Genomic DNA, 18,283 nt, shown 5'->3' with positions numbered 1-18,283 from the left:
GTGCTACCCCCGAAAACGACATGATCGGGAGGATGCCGGCACCCGTGATCATCCAGCGTCCGGCCACGAGAGGACCGCCGCCTCAGCCCGAGGGATGACGCCGGCCCGGATCTTCCCGTGTTACGCCGGCCGCTCGGTGTCCAGCGGCACGTCATCTCCGCGCACCAGCCCCAGTTGCACCGTCTGCCGTCCGAACACCGCGTCGACACCCCAGTCGATCAGCGTCCGAGTGCGGTTCCCCGGCATCGCCGCCAGGTGGTATCCGCGCGTCACCGCGGCCGCCGGCAGCCCGGACAGCGGTATCCCCAAAGGGTTCGCCGCCGCGGCCAGCCCGCCGAGGTCCACCACGAAGCCCAGATCGTGATGCTTGTACTGCGCTATCTGGCCGTGCCCGAGCGACGCCGCGATGTTCTTGCCGGCCAGCTTCCCTTGCCGCATCGCGTGTTGGGCTGTCATCGCCGTCAGCTCTCCCGGTCGCGTCAGGTCCGGCACCGCCGCGCAGTCCCCGCACGCGAAGATCTCCGGATGCCCCGGCACCGCCATCGTGGCGTCCACGACGATGCGCCCGCGTGCCGTCGCCAGCCCCGTCGCATCTGTCAGCGGATCCGGCCGCACCCCCACGCACCAGGCCAAAGTGCGGGTCGGCACGAACTCGCCATTCGTCAGCCGCACCCCCTCGGCCGTCGCCTCCTCCACCGAGGTCCCCATCAGCACCTCGACACCGCGTTTGCGCAGCAGCTTGTCCGCCGCCTTCGACAGCCGCGGATCCAGCTCCGGCAACACCTTCGGCGCCACGTCCAGCAGCAGCCACCGGATCTTCTGCCCTCGCAACGCCTTGTTCCGCCCCGCCACCGCCGCCGTGAACGGCGGGCCCTGCGCCGCCACCTCCGTGCCCGTGTAGCCCGCCCCTACCACCACGAACGTGCAGCGGGCCGCCCTCAGCGCCGGGTCGTCCGTCGCCGCCGCCAGCTCGATCTGCCGGATCACGTGATCCCGCAGGTACAGCGCCTCCCCGATGCCCCGGAACCCGTGCGCGTGCGCCCCGACCCCGGGGATCGGCAGCAGCTTGTTCACGCTCCCGGCCGCCAGCAGCAGCCGGTCGTAGCTCAGCACATGCGAGCCACCCTCGGGATCCGTGTACGTCACCTCACGCCGATCCACCGCCAGCTTGTCCGCCGTGCCCAGCGCCAGCCGCACCTTCGGCAGCGTCTTGGTCAGCGACACCGCCACCCGCCGCGGATCCAGCGACGCCGCCGACACCTGCGGCAACAGCGGCAGGTAAAGGAAGTAGTCCGTCTTGTTGACCAGCACCACTTCCGTGTCCTCCGGCACCGCCTTCACCAGCGCCTTCGCCGCGTGAAACCCGGCGAAGCCACCGCCGACGATCACGATCCGGTTCGCTGTGCCCACAATCCCTCACCCAACTCCGCGGTCGGCAACCCGGCCCACCCAGCATGGAAGCACCCTCGCTCCACGGCAACCCGAAGCTCAGGCGCTGGCGTCGACCGGCGTGCGCTCGGGCGGGTTGCCCGCCGCCGGGCGGCGCAGGTTCTCGATCACGCGCTTGCCGACGGCGATCATCGGCTGCTCGACGTGCCGATAGAGCTGGTCGGCCATCAGCAGGCTGATCAGCGTCACGGCGATCGCGCTGGCGACACGGGCGACGCCGAACATCGGCGAGACGCCGGACGCCAGGAAACCGGCCACCAACTGGCACAGGTACAGCGAATACGAGCGCTCGCCGACGAAGACCAGCGGACGCCGGCTGAGCAGCCAGGAGACCGGACCCGGTGAGACGAGCGACGGAATCAGCAACACCACGGGAATCGCGTACAACGCGATCACCGGAGCCTCCGAGCCGAACAGCGCCACACCCGTCGGAATCCACAGCTGCGCCGCGACAAGGGCGACCGCGGCCAACACCCCGGCCACCGGGTGGGTGAACGGCCGCACCAGCGCGAAACCGCGCTTGCTGTGCATCACCATCGCCAACAGACAGCCGAGCAGAATCACGTAGTAGTGCACGAACATCGGCAGCACGAGGGTCCACAGCAGAAACATCGACGCCAGCAGGCAGACGGTCGCGACAATCCTGGTTCGGCCGAGGAACGCCCCCGCCGCGAAAGCCAGCAGCGGCCAGACCAGGTAGAACTTCTGCTCGATGCCCAGCGTCCAGACAATGCCGAAGACCCGGCCGGGACCGACCAGTTCCCCGTTGAAGGTCAGATAGAAGGGCATCACCTGGCCGAACCCGACCGAGGTGAACTGCCCGCGCAGCACGTAGACGAGCGCTGTCACCCCCAGCACCACGAAGTAGACCGGCAGAATGCGGAAGGCCCGTCGAATATAGAACTCACGCAGCGAGACGCGCCCGTTGCGGGACTCCTCCCGCAGCGCCAGCGTCGTGATGAGGAAGCCCGACAGCACGAAGAAGACGTGGACACCAACCCAACCCGACAGCCATTCCAGGCTCGGCCCACCGCTGTGGAACACAATGACAAGGACGGCGGCCACCGCCCGCAGTCCGTCCAGCGCGGTAAAGCGTCTTGTCGCCAGAAAATCGGCATGGGTCATCGCACGCACAGCTCACTACCCCCCGGCAGAGAAATCGCCCTTCACCGCGCGTCATTTGCGTCGCGCAGTCAGGAGACGTCACCCCGGGGACAACGGTTGCCCTGGTCGTGGTTCGCGAAATTCCTCACGGGTACTCCCCGGCATCAGGTCAGGATCGAGCAGGGGAGGACTTCCGCGATGGCAGACCTTGAGAGCCGGGCCGACGTCTTCACCACGGACGAACCGGAGACGGTGGTGGTGGTCCGTCTGACCGGCGAGGTCGACCTGACCACCGCCGAGCACGCGGCGGACCGGTTACGCGCCGCGGAGGCCGCGGCCGCCGCCGATCCGCCCGCTGTGGTCGTGCTCGACCTGAGCCGAGTGACTTTTCTCGGCTCGGTGGGCCTGGCGATGATGGTCGAGCACGATCAGCTCTGCGCCGCCGTGGGCAGCCGGCTGTGCGTCGTCGTCGGGGACAACCGGAGCGTGTGGCGCCCGATCCAGGTCGCCAGGCTCGACACCGTGCTCACCATCGTGTCGACATTTCCCTTGCCCCACAACGAAATTGACTAGAACTGCTCGCCGGCCGGCTGCCGGACCGTCACGTTGATGCGGTTGAAGAAGTTGGTGGTGGCGATCATCAGGATGATCGCGGAGAGCGCCTTCTCGTCGAAGTGGTCGGCGGCGTCGTCCCATACGGCGTCGGACACCGGGTCGACCTGGTCGGCCATGCGGGTGGCGGCCTCGGTGAGGGCCAGGGCGGCCCGCTCAGCGTCGGTGAACAGGTCGCTCTCCCGCCACGCGGAGACGCGCAGCAGGCGGTCGACGCTCTCGCCGGCCTTCTGGGCGCTGGTGACGCCGGCGTCGACGCAGTAGCCGCAGCCGTTGATCTGGCTGGCCCGCAGGTGCACGAGGTCCAGCGTGGCCTTGGGCACGCCGCCCTGATAAATGGCCTTGAACAAGCCCTGCACACCGGCGACGGTGTCGGGCAGCACCTTGGCGGGGTTGGTCATACGAGCAGCCATGATCTCGCTCCTTCTCCAGCGGTTCTTGCTCCGTCATCTCACTGACGAGCGCGCGACCGACGATGTGACACGGCCCGATGTGACGGCGGCCACACGACGTGAGCCGAATGTGTTCCCGCTGGCAAACGGCTTAATTCGGTTCACCCCACCCGGCCCGTAGCGGACTGGGGAAACGCACTAGAGGGAGCCTCGGAAACCTTCCGCGACCGGCCGGCGGGCGGAAAGCTCTTGTCTCGAAGGCGGAAACGACTTCCGACCGGAAACGCGATAATAGGAGACAACGATGAACGCTCTGCACCGTCGTATCGCCGCCGCTGTCGTCGCGACCGCGGCCGCCGGCGCCCTGCTCGGCGGCACCGCGATGGCGTCGGCCGCGCCCGCCGTCCCGGCCGTCTCCGCCTCGGCCGAGGTGTCCGCGTCCGGCGCCCTGACCGCGGTCGTCGGCAACCTGCTGACCGTGAAGGCCAGCGCGGGCGCCGACGTGAAGTTCAAGCTGACGGGCGACACCCGGATCCAGGGCAGCCTGGACCTCAACGCCCTGATCACGGTGAAGGGCCACCAGGTCGGCGGCGCGCTGGTCGCCGACCTCGTGATCGTGGGCTGAGAGGTGTCGGTGCGGGACGCGCTGGGGTCAGTTCCCCGTCCCCAGCGCGTCCCGCAGCTCACGCCGGCCGGAGACGCCCAGTTTCCGGTACACGCTGGTCAGGGCGAATTCCACGCTGCGCGTGGTGACGTACAGTTCGCCGGCTATTTCCTTGTTGGTCCGCCCGGCCGCCGCGCGCCGGGCGACGAACGATTCCCGCTCGGTCAGCAGGGCCGGGTCGGTCAGCGCGAATCTGCGGCGTCCCCCTGCCTGCCGCAATTCGCGACCGGCCCGTTCCATCAACGCCACCGAACCGCAGCGCATGGCCATGTCGTGCGCCATCCGCAGCACGGAACGAGCCGGCAATTCGTCGCCGGATTCCCGCAGGCAGCGGCCCCACTCGGCGAGCGCACGCCCGTACTCCAATCGCGCCGGCGATTCCCGCAGGACGTCGACGGCCTCCGAGAGCAGCTCGGCGTCGCCGGTCACCACGCCGGCGCCGCGCAGCGCGACACCGACCGTCGACGCCGAGCCCCAGCGCCGCGCCAGGTGCAGTTCACGCTCCACAAGCGACAGTGCCCGACGCCGACCTCCCAGCTCCGCCAACAACAACGCCGCCGTCGATCGCCACGGGCAGACCGCAGGGTTCAGCACCCCGCGCTGTTCCAGCCGGCGCCCGCACTCCAGCAGGTCGTGCACGGCGCGAACCTTGTCACCGTCGGCCGCGCGAAGACGCCCACGTTGGAACAACACGGCATCGAACCGCGCCGATCCCGGAACCTCGCCATCCAATCCCTGGGCGCTCAGCAGCACGGCCGCCGCCTGAAGCTCGTTGACGTCGATCAGAGCACCGACCATCGGCGCCAGGGCGGTGACGTGCGAGTCATGTTGCAGCAACGTCAGTCGCCGTGCGTCACGCAGAGCTCCCCTGCGCAGCGCCAACTCGGTCCGCAGCCCGTGGGCCAGGCGGGTCAGCGCGGGCCGGGAGCGCCCGGAGATCGCGGTCAAGGCGTTGTCGCACAGCCGCTCCGCCTCGTCGAATTCGTCCATCATGGACAGTGCGGTCACGACATGCTGCAAGGCCCGGCGATCCACCAGGTCGGACCCGGCCGTCACGGCAAGGTTCCGACCGGTCGCGCGTTTCAAGGCGGCCGTCGCCTGCACCCGATCACCTTCCAGGGTATGGGAGACAGCCACGATCGCGTGCCAGAACCGTTGCCGGCGCGGGTTCTCGGGCAGCGTCGGCATCGCGTCGACGACACCGGCGTGTTCGACACCGATCGACAACGCCGCCAGGTCGTCGTTCACGTTGACCAGCGCTCGGGCCGCGTCGACCAACTGCCCGCGCTCGGCCAGCTCGTACGCCAACGTCGCGCCGCCGCCGGCCTGGGTCAGATGTTCCAGCGCCGCGGTGGGATCGGTGTGCACCTCGGCCTCACCGAGCAGGCCCAGCGCTCGCCAACGGTCCTCATCGGACAGTGGCTCGGCCAGCAACCGTTGCAGGCACTCGGCCGCCAGCTCCGGATCGCCGTCGGTCATGGCGGTCGCCGCGTGCTCGCGCAGCATTCGGCACGTCCACTCGTCGCCCGCGGGCTCGGTCGCCAGCAGGTGATCGATGATGTCCTCGGTCGCCGCTCTTCGTCGGTACAGCGCCCGCGCCGCCCGCAGCCGCATCTCCGACGGTATCCCGGCGACCAGCGCCGCCGTAACCAGAGGCAGGCCAACGGTTCCGAGGTCAACCAGCCCGCGGCTGGCCGTCGTGTGATCGACATCGGCCACCGCGGCCACCAGTCCGATGTCGGCGCTGCCGAGGACCTCGACCGCCCGGCCGACGGCCACCAGCTCCGGCCCCAGGGTCGCGACGATCGCCGACGTCAGCTCCGGCGAAGGCTCCCGACACAGCTCGCCGATCGATGCCCCGCCGCAGCGCAGCAGCTCCGCGATCAGCCAGGGGTGTCCACCGGTCGCCCGATGGACGAGGCCGTCTTCGTCGGGGACGAGCGTCCGGACGGCCCGCTCGTCGAGGCGGCCCAACGTGATCCGGCGGGCGTCACGGGCGAACTCCCCCAGCCGTCCCGGCGACGTTGTCACGATCATCGCCACGGGTAGGTCCGTCAGGCGCCGCCGCAGATAGTCCAGCAGTCGCAGCGAATCGGCGTCGGCGAGATCGAGGTCGTCCACCGCGATGAGCACCGGCGTGCTGTTCGCCAGTTCACGCAGCTCGCGATACAGCTCCCGCAGCGCCGCCTGAACCGCCCTGGGGTCGTCGTCGCTCGCGAGGCGATCCAGCACGGGGCCGGCGACCGAATCGAACAGCTGCGCCGCGAGTTCGTACGGGAACTCCCGCTCCACCGCCGAGCCCTGGGCCGCGAACACCGTGAACCCGAGTTCGGCCGCCAGTTCCGCGCCCGCCTTGAGCAGTGTCGTCCGCCCCATGCGGGGAGCCGCCTCGACGCACACCACCGCCGGTCCCTCGGAAAGCGCTTGCCGGATGACCGCCAGCTCGGCGTCGCGGCCTACACACGCCTGTCTCACCCGCACCCAGTGCTCCCTCCGCCGTCCACAGAGGGGTCGTACGGGAAGCGCTCCGCCCGCAAAAGAGAGGGCAATCGGTCACTAGGCGATTCCGGAGCGTCCGCCGTGTTAGCTTCCGGATCGATCGAGGGAGGGGCATGACCGTCGACGAGTACGGCACCGTGCGCGCCCATGCGCTGCGCCTGTGCCTTGCCGCCGGGGCCACCGTCGAGGAGGCCGAGGACTGCGTGCACGAGGCGCTGGTCGAGCTGCTGGAGGTGGACGACCCCGCCTCCGTGCGGGCCCCCGCCGGCTGGGTCGCCACCGTCTCCCGTCGGCGGTTGATCGACCAGCTCCGCCGCCGCTCCCGGGAGCGCGCCGCCGGCCAGCGCGAGCCCTCCGCCATCGCCCCCGCCGATCCCGCCGACCTCGTCGCCGATCGCGACCTCGCGCGCTGGCTCGTCCGGTCCATGGCCGACCTGCCGCCGACCACCCGCGACGTCTGCGCCGCCATCGGCGCCGGCAAGTCCGAGGCCGAGGTCGCCGCCGAGCTCGGCCTCACCGCCCGCGCCGTCGAGTCACACCTCACCCGCGCCCGCCGCCGGCTCCGCAGGCTGCGCATCGCCATCGTCCTCCCCGTCGGCGTCTGCTGCGCCCGCGTCCTCCAGCGCCTCGCCGCCCCCCTGACCTGCGCCGCCGTCGCCGCCCCGGTCGCCGCCGTGATGCTCCTGCCCGGCTCCCCCGCCCCGCACCACTCGCTCCCCCACGCCGCAGCCCCCGCCGCCATGACCACCACCCCCACGACGACAACCCCGCCTCCGCCCCCGGTCAAAGCGTCGACAACAACTGTTGTCAGCACCACGACGACCGCGACGTCCACCCCCGCATCGGTCACCACGACCACCACGGCCCACCACTTGCCGACGCCCGATGTCGTGCCGCACGTGGACAGCGTCGTCACGGATCTCCTCCGTCACCTGCCCACCGCGCTGCCCCCGCTGCCGTCCCTCCCCGGCCTCCCTCTCAAGCTGCCGCTGGGCAACTGATCACCGCCCGAGGGCTCGGTAGAGTGCGGGGATGGTGAACCTACGGGAGCAGATCCTCGCCGAACTGGGTGTCAAGCCGACCGTCGTGCCCAAGGTCGAGGTCCGGCAGCGGGTCGATTTCCTCAAGGAGTACCTGCGGTCGACGCCGGCCAAGGGGTTCGTGCTGGGCATCAGCGGCGGGCAGGACAGCACGTTGACGGGGCGGCTGTGCCAGCTGGCGGCGGAGGAGCTGCGGGCGGAGGGGCACGAGGCGACGTTCGTGGCGGTGCGGCTGCCGTACGGGGTGCAGGCCGACGAACAGGACGCTCAGATCGCGCTGAAGTTCATCCAGCCCGACCGGTCGATCACGGTGAACGTGAAGCCGGGAGCGGACGAGGTGGCGGCGGAGGCGGCGAGGGGCCTGGACGAGCCGGGGCTGCGGGACTTCGTGCGGGGCAACATCAAGGCCCGCGAGCGCATGGTGATCCAGTACGCGATCGCCGGCCAGCTGAACATGCTGGTGGTGGGCACGGACCACGCGGCGGAGGCGGTCACGGGCTTCTTCACCAAGTACGGCGACGGCGGCGTGGACGTGACGCCGCTGACGGGACTGACCAAGCGCCAGGGTGCGGCGCTGCTGCAGGAGCTGGGGGCGCCGCCGAGCGTGTGGGAGAAGGTGCCGACGGCGGACCTCGAGGACGACCGGCCGGCGCTGCCGGACGAGGTGGCGCTGGGCATGAAGTACACCGAGCTCGACGACTACCTGGAGGGCCTGGACGTCACGCCGGAGGTCGCCCAGCGGGTCGAGTCGGTGTTCCTGGCGACCCGGCACAAGCGGACCGTGCCCGTGACCCCTCTCGACACCTGGTGGCGCAAGAGCTAGACCGCTGACCGGCGGCGTGCCAGGGTCGAGGACGTGCCCGAACGCCGCCATGAGCATCCCTTCGTGCCCTACCGCCCCGCCCGGCCGTCGTTGGACGACGCGCTGCGGCGGGGCGAGGACTTCTACCGCCGTCTGGACGAGCGACGCTCGGTGCGGTGGTTCTCCCCCGATCCCGTGCCGCAGCAGGCGATCGAGCTCGCAGTGCGGGCGGCCAACACCGCGCCGAGCGGGGCTCACTTCCAGCCGTGGACGTTCGCCGCGACCGACGACCCGCAGCTGAAGCGGCAGGTCAGGGCGGCGGCCGAGGAGGAGGAACGCCGCTTCTACCACGAGCGCCAGGCCCCCGAGTGGCACGCGGCGCTGTCACGGCTGGAGACCGATGAGAACAAGGAGTTCCTGGAGAGCGCTCCCTGGCTGGTGGTGGCGTTCGCCCAGAAGAGCACACCGCGCCCGGACGGTTCGCTGCGCAAGAACTACTACGTCAACGAGAGCGTCGGGATCGCCTGCGGGCTTTTTATCGCCGCCCTGCACGAAATGCGCCTGGCGACGCTCACCCACACGCCGAATCCCATGATCTTCCTGACGGAGCTGTTCGGCCGCCCGGCAACCGAGCGGCCGTACATCCTCTTCCCCGTCGGCTATCCGGCCGACGACTGCGAAGTGCCCGACCTGAGCCGGAAATCGCTCTCCGAGGCGCTGGTCGTGGTCAGAACGTGACGGGCAGCTCGTACACGCCGTAGACCGCGCCGTCGTGCTTGAACGAGATCCGATCGGCGTCGACGGCCAGGCGCAGGTCGGGGAGGCGCCGGTACAAGGTGCCGTACACGACCTGCAACTCCATGCGGGCCAACGGCTGCCCCACGCACTGGTGCACGCCGAAACCGAAGGCGACGTGGTGTCGGGCGTTGCGGGCCAGGTCGAGGCGGTCGGGATCCTCGAACGCCGAGGGGTCCCGGTTGCCGATGTCGTTGGCGACGATCAGACCCTCGCCGGCGCGGATCAGCTGGCCGCCGACCTCCAGGTCCTCGATGGCGACGCGGCGGCGGCCGTTGTGGGTGATGTGCAGGTACCGCAACAGTTCCTCGACCGCCGAGGCCACCAGCCTGGGGTCGTCGGAGTCGCGGAGAACCTTGAGCTGCGCGGGATTCTCCAGCAGCGCCAAGGTGCCCAGCGCGATCATGTTGGCGGTGGTCTCGTGCCCGGCGATGAGCAGCAGCACGCCGATCTGCGCGGCGTCCTGTCGGGTCAGCTCGCCGTTGTGGACGCGGCCGGCCAGCTGCGACAGCAGGTCGTCGGCGGGCTCGGCCAGCTTGCGGCCCATCAGATCGTCCAGGTACAAGTTGAGCGCCTGCATGGCAGCCGTCCGATCGGCCGGCAACGCCGTGCGCCGGATGATGGTCCTGCTGTTCTGCTGGAAGAAGTCGTGATCGGTGTACGGCACTCCGAGTAGATCGCAGATGACCAGTGACGGCACCGGCAGCGCGAAGGCTTCCACCAGGTCGACCGGTCGTGGACCGGCCAGCAGCTGGTCGATGCGCTCGTCCACGATGCGCTGCACCGCCGGCCGCATCGCCTCGACCCGTTTGACCGCGAACGAACCCGTGACCATGCGGCGGAGGCGGGCGTGCTCGGGGTCGTCCATCAGGATGAACCCGATCTTGGGCCCGCCGCTCGGCGGACGCGGTGCGCCAAGGGGATATCCGGGCCGCTCGATGTCGGCGCTGACGCGGGAGTCGGCCAGCACGGCGCGCTGATCGTCGTATCGGGTGACCAGCCACGGCGTGCTGCCGTCGGCCAGGCGCACCCGGGCCAGCGGTCCCGCCTGCTGCATCTCACGCAGCGCCGGCGGCGGATCGAACGGGCAGCCGGCCGCCCTGGGCAGCGGGAACTCGGGCAGCACAGTCATGACGCCACCCGGATCGCCGCGCCGGGACAGACGTTGACGGCCTCATGGACTGCGCCGTGCAGTTCACTGGGTGGCGCGGCATCGAGCAGCACCACGATGCCGTCATCCTCCCGCTGGTCGAACACATCCGGCGCGAGCAGCACGCAACTGCCGGCGCCACAACACTTTTCCTGGTCGACAAAGACCTGCATGGTTCTCCTCAGGCACGCATGATGCCCACGATCGCGTCGATCAGCCCGGTCGCGGCGTCGTGCCAGCTGGACCGGGGCGTTGGGCGGTTCTCGGCCAGCGCGCGCTCGCGCTCGGCCGTCATCTGCACGATCAGGTGCCGCGCCATGTCGTCCCGCTCGGCCCGGATCGGGGCCGGCAGGTCGGGCAGGCAGCGGTTGTAGCCGTCGACCACGGTCCGCAGGCTGGGCGAGTTGAGCGCCTCGTCGATCATCACGGTGCGCAGCTCGGGATCGGCCAGCACCTGGGCCGCGAACCGCGCGTACCAGGTGGGTTTGCCGAGTCCTTCCAGGTGCCCGGTGGCCGGCCGGACCAGGCAGGCCACCCACACCCGCAGGTCGATGGAGTCGGCCGCGTCGGCCGCCATGGCCTCGCGCAGCCGTTCGACCTGGGCCTGGTGCTTGCGCACGATGGCCCGCACCAGATCCGCCTTGGTGCCGAAGTGATAGCCGACGGCGGTGTTGTTGCCCTGCCCCGCCGCCTCGCTGATCTGCCGGTTGGACACGGTGATCACGCCGTGTTCGGCGAACAGCCGCTCCGCCGCCGTCAGGATCGCGTCCCGCGTCGCCTGCGCCCGTTCCGTCCGCACCGCGCCATCGGCCATGATCAGCTCCTCACCATCGCACCGGCAGGGCGCTCAGCCCGCCGACCACAAGACCTTCCACTCGACGGAGATCTTCCGCCGGCACCGCCAGCGCCAGCGAGGGCACCCGGTCCAACAGCACCGTGAGCACCGTCTGCAGCTCGGTGCGGGCCAGCGACTGGCCCAGGCACGAGTGCGGGCCGGCGCCGAAGGTCAGGTGCGGGTTGGGCGTGCGGGCCAGGTCCATCTCGTCCGCCCCGGCGAACTCCGTCTCGTCCCGGTTCGCCGCCGCCATGTCGCAGACGACCGTGGTGCCGCTGGTGATCTGCTCGTCGCCGACCTCGACGTCCTGGTCGATGTAGCGCACCATGCCGAAGCCCAGGTTGGCGTCGAACCGCAACGCCTCCTCGACCGCCGTGCGCACCAGGGACCGGTCCTCCAGCAGCCGCTCCCAGCGGGCGCGGTCGGCCAGCAGCATGCCGGTCATCTTGGCGATCATGTTCGCCGTCGTCTCGTGGCCGGCGATCAGCAGACCTTGGCCCGTCGCAACCAACTCGGCGTCCGACAGGCCTCGCCCCTCCGCGTCCGTCGCCAGGACCAGCTCGCTGAGCAGGTCCTCTCCCGGCGCCCGGCGGCGGGCCGCGATGTGTTCCGCCATGTACGCCGCGAACTCGCGTTGGGCGGTCTCCATCTCCTGCTGCGTGTAGCGGGTCAGGTTGAGCAGGCTGTCCGACCAGTGCGCGAACCGGTCACGGTCCGATTCCGGCACGCCCAGCAGGTCGCAGATCACCCACACCGGCAGCGGAAAGGCCAGTGCCGCCTTGAGATCCGCCGGTTGTCCCTTGGCCGTCATCTCGTCGATCAGCTGGTTGGCCATCGCTTCGATGCCCGGGCGCAGCGCCGTCATGCGCTTCGCCGTGAACCACTTGCTGATCATTCGCCGCCATCGCTCGTGACCAGGTCCCGTCTGCGGCAGCACTTCGGCCATCTCGCTGTTGAAGACGCCGCCCGAGTCCGTGTCCGACAGCCGGGCCGCGTCCGGCGCGTTCAGCAGCCGTCCGAACCGGTTGTCCGACAGGATCTGCCGCACGTCCGCGTAGCGCGTGAGCAGCGTCGCGTCGTCGCCGCTCGGCATCGTCACATGGGCCACCGGGCAGCGTTTCCGCAGCTCCGCCCACTCCGCGGGTGGTTCGAGCGCCGCCGGCCGGGGTAGTGGGTAACTCAGTTTCTCCACGTGACCCAGTGAAGCCCTGTCTCCGCTTTAAGTCAAGCGACTGACTTAATGGGTTGTCGACAGAATGGTCGTCATGCTTGTCACCTCCCGATCGGCTGCCGAGTACCGCGCCATGTTCGACCTCTACCCCGGCGGCTCGTTCCTCGACTGTTGCGCCGGCGGCTCCAGCTTCGCCGCCGAGACGCCCGACGTCATCGCCGTCGATCCCGCCTACACCATGGGTTACGCCGCGATGTCCCGCCTCGTCCGCGCCGGCTTGGTCGACGGCGACCGCATGATCGCCGCGCACCAGGACCGCTTCGAATGGTCTTGGTACGGCTCCGTTTCCGCCCGTGCCGCCATGCGCCTGTCCGCCGCCGAGCTCTTCCTCGCCGACCTCCGCTCCCGTCCCAGCCACTACATCGCCGCCGCCCTGCCCGATCTGCCTTTCGCCTCCAGCAGCGTCGATGTGGCGTTGTGCTCACACCTCTTGTTCACGTGGGCCAACCGCTTCGACGAGCAGTGGCACCTCCGGGCCATCACCGAGCTCCTCCGCGTCGCCCGCCGTGAGGTCCGCATCTTTCCCTTGGTACATCAGGCAACCGGCTCTCCCGTCGCGTTCCTCGACCACCTGCGTTCTTCCCTCCCACCCAGCGAGCTCCGCCCCGTCCCCTACCGATTCCAACGCGGCGCCCACCACATGCTCGTCATCGACTCACAGCTTTGGTGACCTAAAGTCGTTGTGCCCCAACGCTTTTCACCCGTTAGTGATTCGAGTCGATCATGCTCCACGCGTAAACTTGCTGGTATGAACCCCGAAGTCGCTCGCATGATCGAATGCGAACGCGAGATCCGCCGCCTGCAAGCCGAACAACTCCGCCTCATCGCCACCCTCGACGTCGACGAATGGACCGCCCACGACATCGGCCCCGCCCTACAACTCTCCCCCTCCAACGCCTCCGACCGCGTCAAGTGGGCCCGCACCCTGCATGACGAGCACCCCACCGTCCTAGACGCCCTGCACGCCGGCACCATCTCCGAGCGCTCCGCCCACGCCCTGGTCGACCCCACCGAGTACTACCCGCCCGAACTCGGCCAGCGGGCCATCGCCAAAACCCTCGAAACCGCCGCAGGCCGCTCCCCGCAGCAACTGCGCCGCTCCTGCCAGGCCCGGTTGCAGCGCGCCGACCCCGCCATCCACCTGCAACGCCGCGACGCCGCCCGCCGCAGCCGCACAGTCATCCTGTTCGACGCCCAAGACGGCCTCGGCATCGTCTCCTGCTCCCAACCCATCGAGATCGCCCACGCCATCTACACCAAAATCGACCGCCTCGCCGCCCACGAACCGAAAAACGGCCGCAACCTCGACCAGATCCGCGCCGACGTCATGGCCGGTCTCATCCTCGAAGACCCCAAGACCGCCGGCCTCAAGCCCCTGATCCAGGTCACCGTCCCCCTCACCGCCCTGCTCGGCGTCGACGAACGCCCCGGCACACTCGCCACCGGCCAGTTGATCCCCGCCCCAGTCGTGCGGGAGTTGATGTCCCACCCCGGCACCCTGTTCCACCGCCTGCTCACCGACCCCGCCGGGCACCTCGTGGAGTACACCCCGAAGCTCTACCGGCCCAAGGTCGGCGTCGACCGCTTCCTCCGCGCCCGCCACCAAACCTGCATCATGCCCTGCTGCTCACACCCCTCCCGGAGCTGCGACATCGACCACGCCACCCCGTGGCCGCTGGGCGAGTCCACCGGCACCAACATGGCCCCCTTGGACCGGCGGCACCACCGCTACAAGCACGCCACCAACGCCGACATCAGCATCGACAAGGACGGCACCACGACGGTCAAAACGCGGTGGGGTCTGACCTACGTCACCAAGCCCGAACCGCTGGACGAGCCCCCGTTCTAAAGGCGGACCGGGGACTGCCCGCTGACCGGCCAACCACCGCCGGAAGCCTCAACGTCGGAGGGGCCGCTGCCGCGACCACGACGGCAAGTCCCTCTGCTGAAGGATTTCTGTGCCGTCGCGGCCTTGCCACCCGAACCCGTGGTCCCGCCAGCCGCACCTCACGTCCAGCGCTTGCGACCGCCAGTCCACTCACGTCACACCGTGGCTCACCTTGCCGCGCGCCATCATCCACACCTCGACTTCTTGCATCCCAGCACCCCTCGCTGCCCTCACCCCGCCGGCCCGCACCACAAACCACCCCCACACCGCCACTTCTCCACTCCACGCCCGCCAACCACGGACGCTCCTCTCCTTCCGCGCCCTCCCAAGCCTTCTGTAAACCCACGCACCCACCCAATCCGTACCGCGCAACACAACCCGCGCACCCACCCCACTCGCGCCCCTCCCACACCACGGCCGCATGCCAGAAATCCGCCCCCTCCCCCAACACCACACCCCGTGCCACGAACCCTCCCCACCCCCCGTGCCCTCCAAAGCCTTCTGTAAACCCACGCACCTACCCAACCCCCGCCGCCCGACCCACTCGCGCACCCATGCACCTCGCGCTCCCTCCGACACTCCAGCCGCATGCCGGACAGTCCCGCCCTTCCTCAACACCACGCCCGCGAACCACGGACGCTCCTCTCCTTCCGCGCCCTCCTAAGCCTTCTGTAGACGTACGCCCCACCTACCGGACACTGCCCGACCCACCCGCGTATCCACCCACCTCGCGCCCCCGCCGACACCCCAGCCGCATGCCGGACAGTCCCGCCCTTCTCCAACACCACACCCCGCACCACGAACTCCCCAACCCTCCCCGCCCTCCAAAGCCATCTGTAAACCCACACCCCACCCACCAGACACCGCCCGACCTCACCCGCACACCCACCCAACCCGCGACGCCTCCCGCACCACAGCCGCATGCCAGAACGTCCCGCCCCTCCCCAACACCTCAACCGCCCACTCGAAGAGCACCGCCGTCACCCAATGGCTGCCCGAACAGCCACCGCCCCTACAATCCTCGGTAGCGTCAACGACATGACGGTGAACATCCCAGTCGACACGGCGGAGCGGTCGGAGGCGGAGGCCCTCTACGACCTCTTCCAAGCACCAGCGCAGGCGGTCCGCGACGCGCTCGGCGTCACGCAGGCCCGTATGGGCGGCGGCATCGTGAACTCCACCCGGACCGACGAAAGCGGGTTCTGGAGCAAGGCGCTGGGGTTCGGGTTCGACGAGCCGGTCACGGCGGAGCTGATGGGCGAGGTCTGCGCCTTCTATCGCGACGCGGGCACGCCGAAGGCGGTCATCCAACTGGCGCCGACGGTCATACCCGAGGACTGGACGGAGATCTGCGCCAAGCACGGCATCACGGCCGGGGCGAAGTGGGTGAAGGTCGTCGCGGAGGTTGACACGGTGGCGAACCAAGCCGTCGAGACCGAGGGCCTGGAGATCGAGCCACTGTCCCCGGAGGACGGTCCGAAGTGGACATCGGTGATGCTTGAGGTGTTCGGCATGGGCGACGAGCTGACACCGGTGTTCGTGGCGATCACCGACCGCGAGGGCTGGAGGTCGTTCACGGCCCGGCTGGACGGTGAGATCGTCACCACGGGCACCATGTTCGTCCGCGGCGAGACCGGGCAGTGCTTCTCCGGCGCGACGCTGCCCAAAGCCCGAGGGCGAGGCGGACAAACGGCGATGCTGGCGGCACGGGCCCAAGCGGCCCGAGAAGCGGGCTGCCGGTGGCTGGTGACCGAGACGGGCGCGGAAGGGCCGGGAGAGCACAACACGTCCCTGCGAAACATGCTGCGCCTGGGCTTCGAGGTGCTGTACGAACGGCAGAACTGGGTCTGGACGCCGAAGACGGCTTGAGCGGCGTCTCACATCTGGGATAGTCTCTCGAATATGGGACGCGATCTCGATGGACGGCTGGCGCGGCGATTGGCGGAGCTGCGCCAGCAGCGCGGTTGGTCGCTGGACGAGCTGAGCGGGCAGAGCGGCATCAGCCGCTCGACGCTGTCCCGGCTGGAACGAGCGGAGATCAGCCCGACAACGGCCGTGCTGAGCCAACTCTGCGCGGCCTACGGACGAACGGCCTCCCAGATCCTCGCCGAGATAGAAGACAACCCGCCACAAGTGCTGCACCCGGACCAACAGCCGACATGGCGAGACGACGAAGCCGGCTTCGTCCGGCGCTCGGTGTCGCCGCCGCAACCGGGACTGAGGGGCGAGCTCGTCGAATGCACGCTGCGCCCAGGGGCCGACATCGCCTACGCGGTGACGCCGGTTCCCGGACTGGAGCAACACATCTGGGTCCTCGAAGGCACGCTGGAACTCACCCTCGACGGCCACACCCACACCCTCGACACCGGCGACTGCCTGAGGTTCCGGCTCTGGGGACCGTCACGTTTCCGTTGCCCTACAGGGGATCCCGTCCGCTACGCGCTGGTGGTGGTGTTGCCATGACGTACCTGCACCGGACGGCGACCCGAGCAGACCTGCCGGCCATAGTGGACATCTACAACGCGGCCGTCAGCGCCAGAACCAGCACGGCCGATCTGGATCCGGTCACCGTCGACGCGCGACGGGCATGGTTCGAAACAGCCCGACACCCGACCTGGGTCGGCTACCGGCCGGAAGATCCCCAGCACGTCACCGGATACCTGTCCTTCGAACCGTTCCTCAATGGACGGCGGGGCTACGACGTCACGCTGGACCTGGCGATCTATCTGCACCCCGAGCACCAAGGACGGGGCCAGGGCAGGGATCTGCTCCGCCGAGCCATCGACCACGCGCCGAGACTCGGGGCCCGCACGCTGGCCACCACGATCTTCGCCAGCAACGAGCCGAGCCTCAGGTTGTTCCGTGCCCACGGGTTCGAGGAATGGGGGCGGCTGCCGAGAGTCGCCGACCTCGACGGCGTGCCGAAAGACCTGGTGATCGTCGGCCGGCCGCTCTAGATCCCCACCCCGTCCGGAATCTCCGCGGAGTCGGTCAGGCGCAGCTTGCGGCGGGCCCGCTGATAGAAGGTGGTGTGCCCAAGGCGAACCACGCGGGCGGCGCCGGGGCGGGCGCGCAGCTGGATACGGTCGCCCGGACCCACATAGCCGGCGACTCCGCCGTCCACCTCGACGGCCAGGCGGCCGCTGGTGGGGAGGATGTCCAGCTCCACGTCGTCGTGCACGGAAAGCACGACACCCCGGCTCCACGCGGAGTGCGGGGCGGCGGGGGTGACCAACAGGGCCTCGACGGACGGGCTGGTGATGGGTCCGCCGGCGGAGAAGCTGTAGGCGGTGGAGCCGGTGGGCGTGGCGACGACGACGGCATCGGCGGCGTAGCTGACGAAAGGCTGCCCGGCGACACGAACGGCGACAACGGCGGAGCCGTCGCCGGGGACGCGCACGACGGCGACGTCGTTGAAGGCGGTGACGGTGCGGTCGCCGAGGACGGCGTCGACGGCCAGGCGGGGCTCGATGCTGAACTCGTGATCGTCGATGGCGGTCAGGGCCACCGGCAGATCGGGCACATCCACCTCGGCGAGAAACCCGAGCTTGCCGAGGTTGACGCCGAGCACGGGGGCCCGCTGCCCGTCGGCGATGCGCATGGCCCGCAGCATGGTGCCGTCACCGCCGAGGCTGACGACAAGGTCGGCGCGGCGGCCGAGCTCGACGGGCGTGACGGGGATGGCGGCGCAGTTGAGCCGGACTATCTCGCCCTCGATGCCGAGGATCTCGATGTCCCGCTTGGCCGCCCAGCCGAGCACGGCGGCGACGGCGTCGGCGGAGTCTCGCTGGGGGTGCAGCACAAGACCGGCGGAATGCATGG

At 69.7% G+C, this 18,283-nt stretch carries 19 protein-coding genes; 10 read left to right on the top strand and 9 right to left on the bottom strand.

Annotated elements, in window-relative coordinates:
• Positions 1–120 precede the first annotated feature (120 nt).
• Together AB0M73_RS07725 and AB0M73_RS07720 are read right to left on the bottom strand one after the other, a co-directional pair.
• Positions 121–1,410 (bottom strand): NAD(P)/FAD-dependent oxidoreductase, encoded by a 1,290-nt coding sequence (locus tag AB0M73_RS07725; RefSeq protein WP_363888232.1) that lies wholly within the window; start codon positions 1,408–1,410, stop codon positions 121–123.
• 78 nt (positions 1,411–1,488) lie between these two features.
• Complete coding sequence (locus AB0M73_RS07720) at positions 1,489–2,574, bottom strand: acyltransferase (protein ID WP_363888229.1); 1,086 nt, start codon at positions 2,572–2,574, stop codon at positions 1,489–1,491.
• Between the two features lie 177 nt (positions 2,575–2,751).
• Here AB0M73_RS07720 and AB0M73_RS07715 point away from each other — a divergent pair, with 177 nt between their 5' ends.
• Positions 2,752–3,126 carry an STAS domain-containing protein gene (locus AB0M73_RS07715; RefSeq protein ID WP_363888227.1) on the top strand — a complete coding sequence of 125 codons (375 nt, stop codon included), beginning with the start codon at positions 2,752–2,754 and terminating at the stop codon, positions 3,124–3,126.
• Here the strand turns inward: AB0M73_RS07715 and AB0M73_RS07710 are convergent.
• Positions 3,123–3,578, bottom strand: a complete 456-nt coding sequence (locus AB0M73_RS07710) for a carboxymuconolactone decarboxylase family protein (RefSeq protein WP_043725957.1) — start codon at positions 3,576–3,578, stop codon at positions 3,123–3,125. The genes AB0M73_RS07715 and AB0M73_RS07710 overlap by 4 nt on opposite strands.
• A 283-nt stretch (positions 3,579–3,861) precedes the next feature.
• Between AB0M73_RS07710 and AB0M73_RS07705 the strand changes: the two genes are divergently transcribed.
• Positions 3,862–4,182 carry a hypothetical protein gene (locus tag AB0M73_RS07705; RefSeq protein WP_363888223.1) on the top strand — a complete coding sequence of 107 codons (321 nt, stop codon included), beginning with the start codon at positions 3,862–3,864 and terminating at the stop codon, positions 4,180–4,182.
• 27 nt (positions 4,183–4,209) lie between these two features.
• On the opposite strand, the gene AB0M73_RS07700 is transcribed toward AB0M73_RS07705, so the two are convergent.
• On the bottom strand, positions 4,210–6,702 hold the full coding sequence (locus AB0M73_RS07700) for a LuxR C-terminal-related transcriptional regulator (protein ID WP_363888221.1): 2,493 nt from the start codon (positions 6,700–6,702) through the stop codon (positions 4,210–4,212).
• A gap of 131 nt (positions 6,703–6,833) precedes the next feature.
• Here AB0M73_RS07700 and AB0M73_RS07695 point away from each other — a divergent pair, with 131 nt between their 5' ends.
• The 3 genes from AB0M73_RS07695 to AB0M73_RS07685 are packed head-to-tail and all read left to right on the top strand — an operon-like array spanning position 6,834 to position 9,300.
• On the top strand, positions 6,834–7,721 hold the full coding sequence (locus AB0M73_RS07695; protein ID WP_363888219.1) for a sigma-70 family RNA polymerase sigma factor: 888 nt from the start codon (positions 6,834–6,836) through the stop codon (positions 7,719–7,721).
• Between the two features lie 31 nt (positions 7,722–7,752).
• Positions 7,753–8,583 carry an ammonia-dependent NAD(+) synthetase gene (nadE, locus tag AB0M73_RS07690; RefSeq protein WP_363888216.1) on the top strand — a complete coding sequence of 277 codons (831 nt, stop codon included), beginning with the start codon at positions 7,753–7,755 and terminating at the stop codon, positions 8,581–8,583.
• 33 nt (positions 8,584–8,616) lie between these two features.
• Positions 8,617–9,300 (top strand): nitroreductase family protein, encoded by a 684-nt coding sequence (locus AB0M73_RS07685; RefSeq protein ID WP_363888214.1) that lies wholly within the window; start codon positions 8,617–8,619, stop codon positions 9,298–9,300.
• Here the strand turns inward: AB0M73_RS07685 and AB0M73_RS07680 are convergent.
• From AB0M73_RS07680 to AB0M73_RS07665, 4 genes are read right to left on the bottom strand one after another with little or no spacing between them, the layout of a single operon-like run.
• A complete protein-coding gene (locus AB0M73_RS07680; RefSeq protein ID WP_363888211.1) occupies positions 9,290–10,489 on the bottom strand; it encodes a cytochrome P450 in 1,200 nt (399 codons plus the stop codon). The two genes, AB0M73_RS07685 and AB0M73_RS07680, sit on opposite strands and share 11 nt — an antisense overlap.
• A complete protein-coding gene (locus tag AB0M73_RS07675; protein ID WP_043725940.1) occupies positions 10,486–10,680 on the bottom strand; it encodes a ferredoxin in 195 nt (64 codons plus the stop codon). The genes AB0M73_RS07680 and AB0M73_RS07675 overlap by 4 nt, the downstream gene beginning before the upstream one ends.
• A gap of 8 nt (positions 10,681–10,688) precedes the next feature.
• Positions 10,689–11,321, bottom strand: coding sequence for a TetR family transcriptional regulator (locus AB0M73_RS07670; protein ID WP_363888209.1), 633 nt, complete (start codon positions 11,319–11,321; stop codon positions 10,689–10,691).
• 10 nt (positions 11,322–11,331) lie between these two features.
• Positions 11,332–12,534 (bottom strand): cytochrome P450, encoded by a 1,203-nt coding sequence (locus tag AB0M73_RS07665; protein ID WP_363888207.1) that lies wholly within the window; start codon positions 12,532–12,534, stop codon positions 11,332–11,334.
• 73 nt (positions 12,535–12,607) lie between these two features.
• Between AB0M73_RS07665 and AB0M73_RS07660 the strand changes: the two genes are divergently transcribed.
• The 5 genes from AB0M73_RS07660 to AB0M73_RS07640 all read left to right on the top strand — a co-directional run bounded on the left by AB0M73_RS07660 (position 12,608) and on the right by AB0M73_RS07640 (position 17,418).
• The gene (locus tag AB0M73_RS07660; protein WP_363888205.1) at positions 12,608–13,243 is read left to right on the top strand and encodes a hypothetical protein; all 636 of its coding nucleotides are present in this window, start codon (positions 12,608–12,610) and stop codon (positions 13,241–13,243) included.
• A 78-nt stretch (positions 13,244–13,321) separates the two neighbouring features.
• Positions 13,322–14,422 carry a DUF222 domain-containing protein gene (locus AB0M73_RS07655; RefSeq protein ID WP_363888202.1) on the top strand — a complete coding sequence of 367 codons (1,101 nt, stop codon included), beginning with the start codon at positions 13,322–13,324 and terminating at the stop codon, positions 14,420–14,422.
• Between the two features lie 1,077 nt (positions 14,423–15,499).
• Positions 15,500–16,330: a GNAT family N-acetyltransferase gene (locus tag AB0M73_RS07650; RefSeq protein ID WP_363888200.1), complete on the top strand. Its 831-nt coding sequence runs from the start codon at positions 15,500–15,502 to the stop codon at positions 16,328–16,330.
• 33 nt (positions 16,331–16,363) lie between these two features.
• Positions 16,364–16,924: an XRE family transcriptional regulator gene (locus tag AB0M73_RS07645; RefSeq protein WP_363888197.1), complete on the top strand. Its 561-nt coding sequence runs from the start codon at positions 16,364–16,366 to the stop codon at positions 16,922–16,924.
• The gene (locus tag AB0M73_RS07640; RefSeq protein ID WP_363888195.1) at positions 16,921–17,418 is read left to right on the top strand and encodes an N-acetyltransferase family protein; all 498 of its coding nucleotides are present in this window, start codon (positions 16,921–16,923) and stop codon (positions 17,416–17,418) included. Before AB0M73_RS07645 ends, AB0M73_RS07640 begins: the two co-directional genes overlap by 4 nt.
• Here the strand turns inward: AB0M73_RS07640 and AB0M73_RS07635 are convergent.
• On the bottom strand, positions 17,415–18,281 hold the full coding sequence (locus AB0M73_RS07635; protein ID WP_363888192.1) for an NAD(+)/NADH kinase: 867 nt from the start codon (positions 18,279–18,281) through the stop codon (positions 17,415–17,417). The genes AB0M73_RS07640 and AB0M73_RS07635 overlap by 4 nt on opposite strands.
• Between the last annotated feature and the right edge of the window lie 2 nt (positions 18,282–18,283).

The organism is Kutzneria sp. NPDC051319 (genome assembly GCF_040682195.1).
Classification (GTDB): Bacteria; Actinomycetota; Actinomycetes; order Mycobacteriales; family Pseudonocardiaceae; genus Kutzneria.
The sequence above is the reverse complement of the archived record's forward strand: the minus strand, read 5'-3'. Positions and strand labels throughout refer to the sequence as shown.

Excerpts from the sequence above, each read along its gene's own strand:
- AB0M73_RS07720 (WP_363888229.1), bottom strand. The coding sequence starts at position 2,574 with ATGACCCATGCCGATTTTCTGGCGACAAGACGCTTTACCGCGCTGGAC.
- AB0M73_RS07715 (WP_363888227.1), top strand. The coding sequence starts at position 2,752 with ATGGCAGACCTTGAGAGCCGGGCCGACGTCTTCACCACGGACGAACCG.
- AB0M73_RS07710 (WP_043725957.1), bottom strand. The coding sequence starts at position 3,578 with ATGGCTGCTCGTATGACCAACCCCGCCAAGGTGCTGCCCGACACCGTC.
- AB0M73_RS07705 (WP_363888223.1), top strand. The coding sequence starts at position 3,862 with ATGAACGCTCTGCACCGTCGTATCGCCGCCGCTGTCGTCGCGACCGCG.
- AB0M73_RS07695 (WP_363888219.1), top strand. The coding sequence starts at position 6,834 with ATGACCGTCGACGAGTACGGCACCGTGCGCGCCCATGCGCTGCGCCTG.
- nadE (WP_363888216.1), top strand. The coding sequence starts at position 7,753 with ATGGTGAACCTACGGGAGCAGATCCTCGCCGAACTGGGTGTCAAGCCG.
- AB0M73_RS07680 (WP_363888211.1), bottom strand. The coding sequence starts at position 10,489 with ATGACTGTGCTGCCCGAGTTCCCGCTGCCCAGGGCGGCCGGCTGCCCG.
- AB0M73_RS07675 (WP_043725940.1), bottom strand. The coding sequence starts at position 10,680 with ATGCAGGTCTTTGTCGACCAGGAAAAGTGTTGTGGCGCCGGCAGTTGC.
- AB0M73_RS07670 (WP_363888209.1), bottom strand. The coding sequence starts at position 11,321 with ATGGCCGATGGCGCGGTGCGGACGGAACGGGCGCAGGCGACGCGGGAC.
- AB0M73_RS07660 (WP_363888205.1), top strand. The coding sequence starts at position 12,608 with ATGCTTGTCACCTCCCGATCGGCTGCCGAGTACCGCGCCATGTTCGAC.
- AB0M73_RS07655 (WP_363888202.1), top strand. The coding sequence starts at position 13,322 with ATGAACCCCGAAGTCGCTCGCATGATCGAATGCGAACGCGAGATCCGC.
- AB0M73_RS07650 (WP_363888200.1), top strand. The coding sequence starts at position 15,500 with ATGACGGTGAACATCCCAGTCGACACGGCGGAGCGGTCGGAGGCGGAG.
- AB0M73_RS07645 (WP_363888197.1), top strand. The coding sequence starts at position 16,364 with ATGGGACGCGATCTCGATGGACGGCTGGCGCGGCGATTGGCGGAGCTG.
- AB0M73_RS07640 (WP_363888195.1), top strand. The coding sequence starts at position 16,921 with ATGACGTACCTGCACCGGACGGCGACCCGAGCAGACCTGCCGGCCATA.
- AB0M73_RS07635 (WP_363888192.1), bottom strand. The coding sequence starts at position 18,281 with ATGCATTCCGCCGGTCTTGTGCTGCACCCCCAGCGAGACTCCGCCGAC.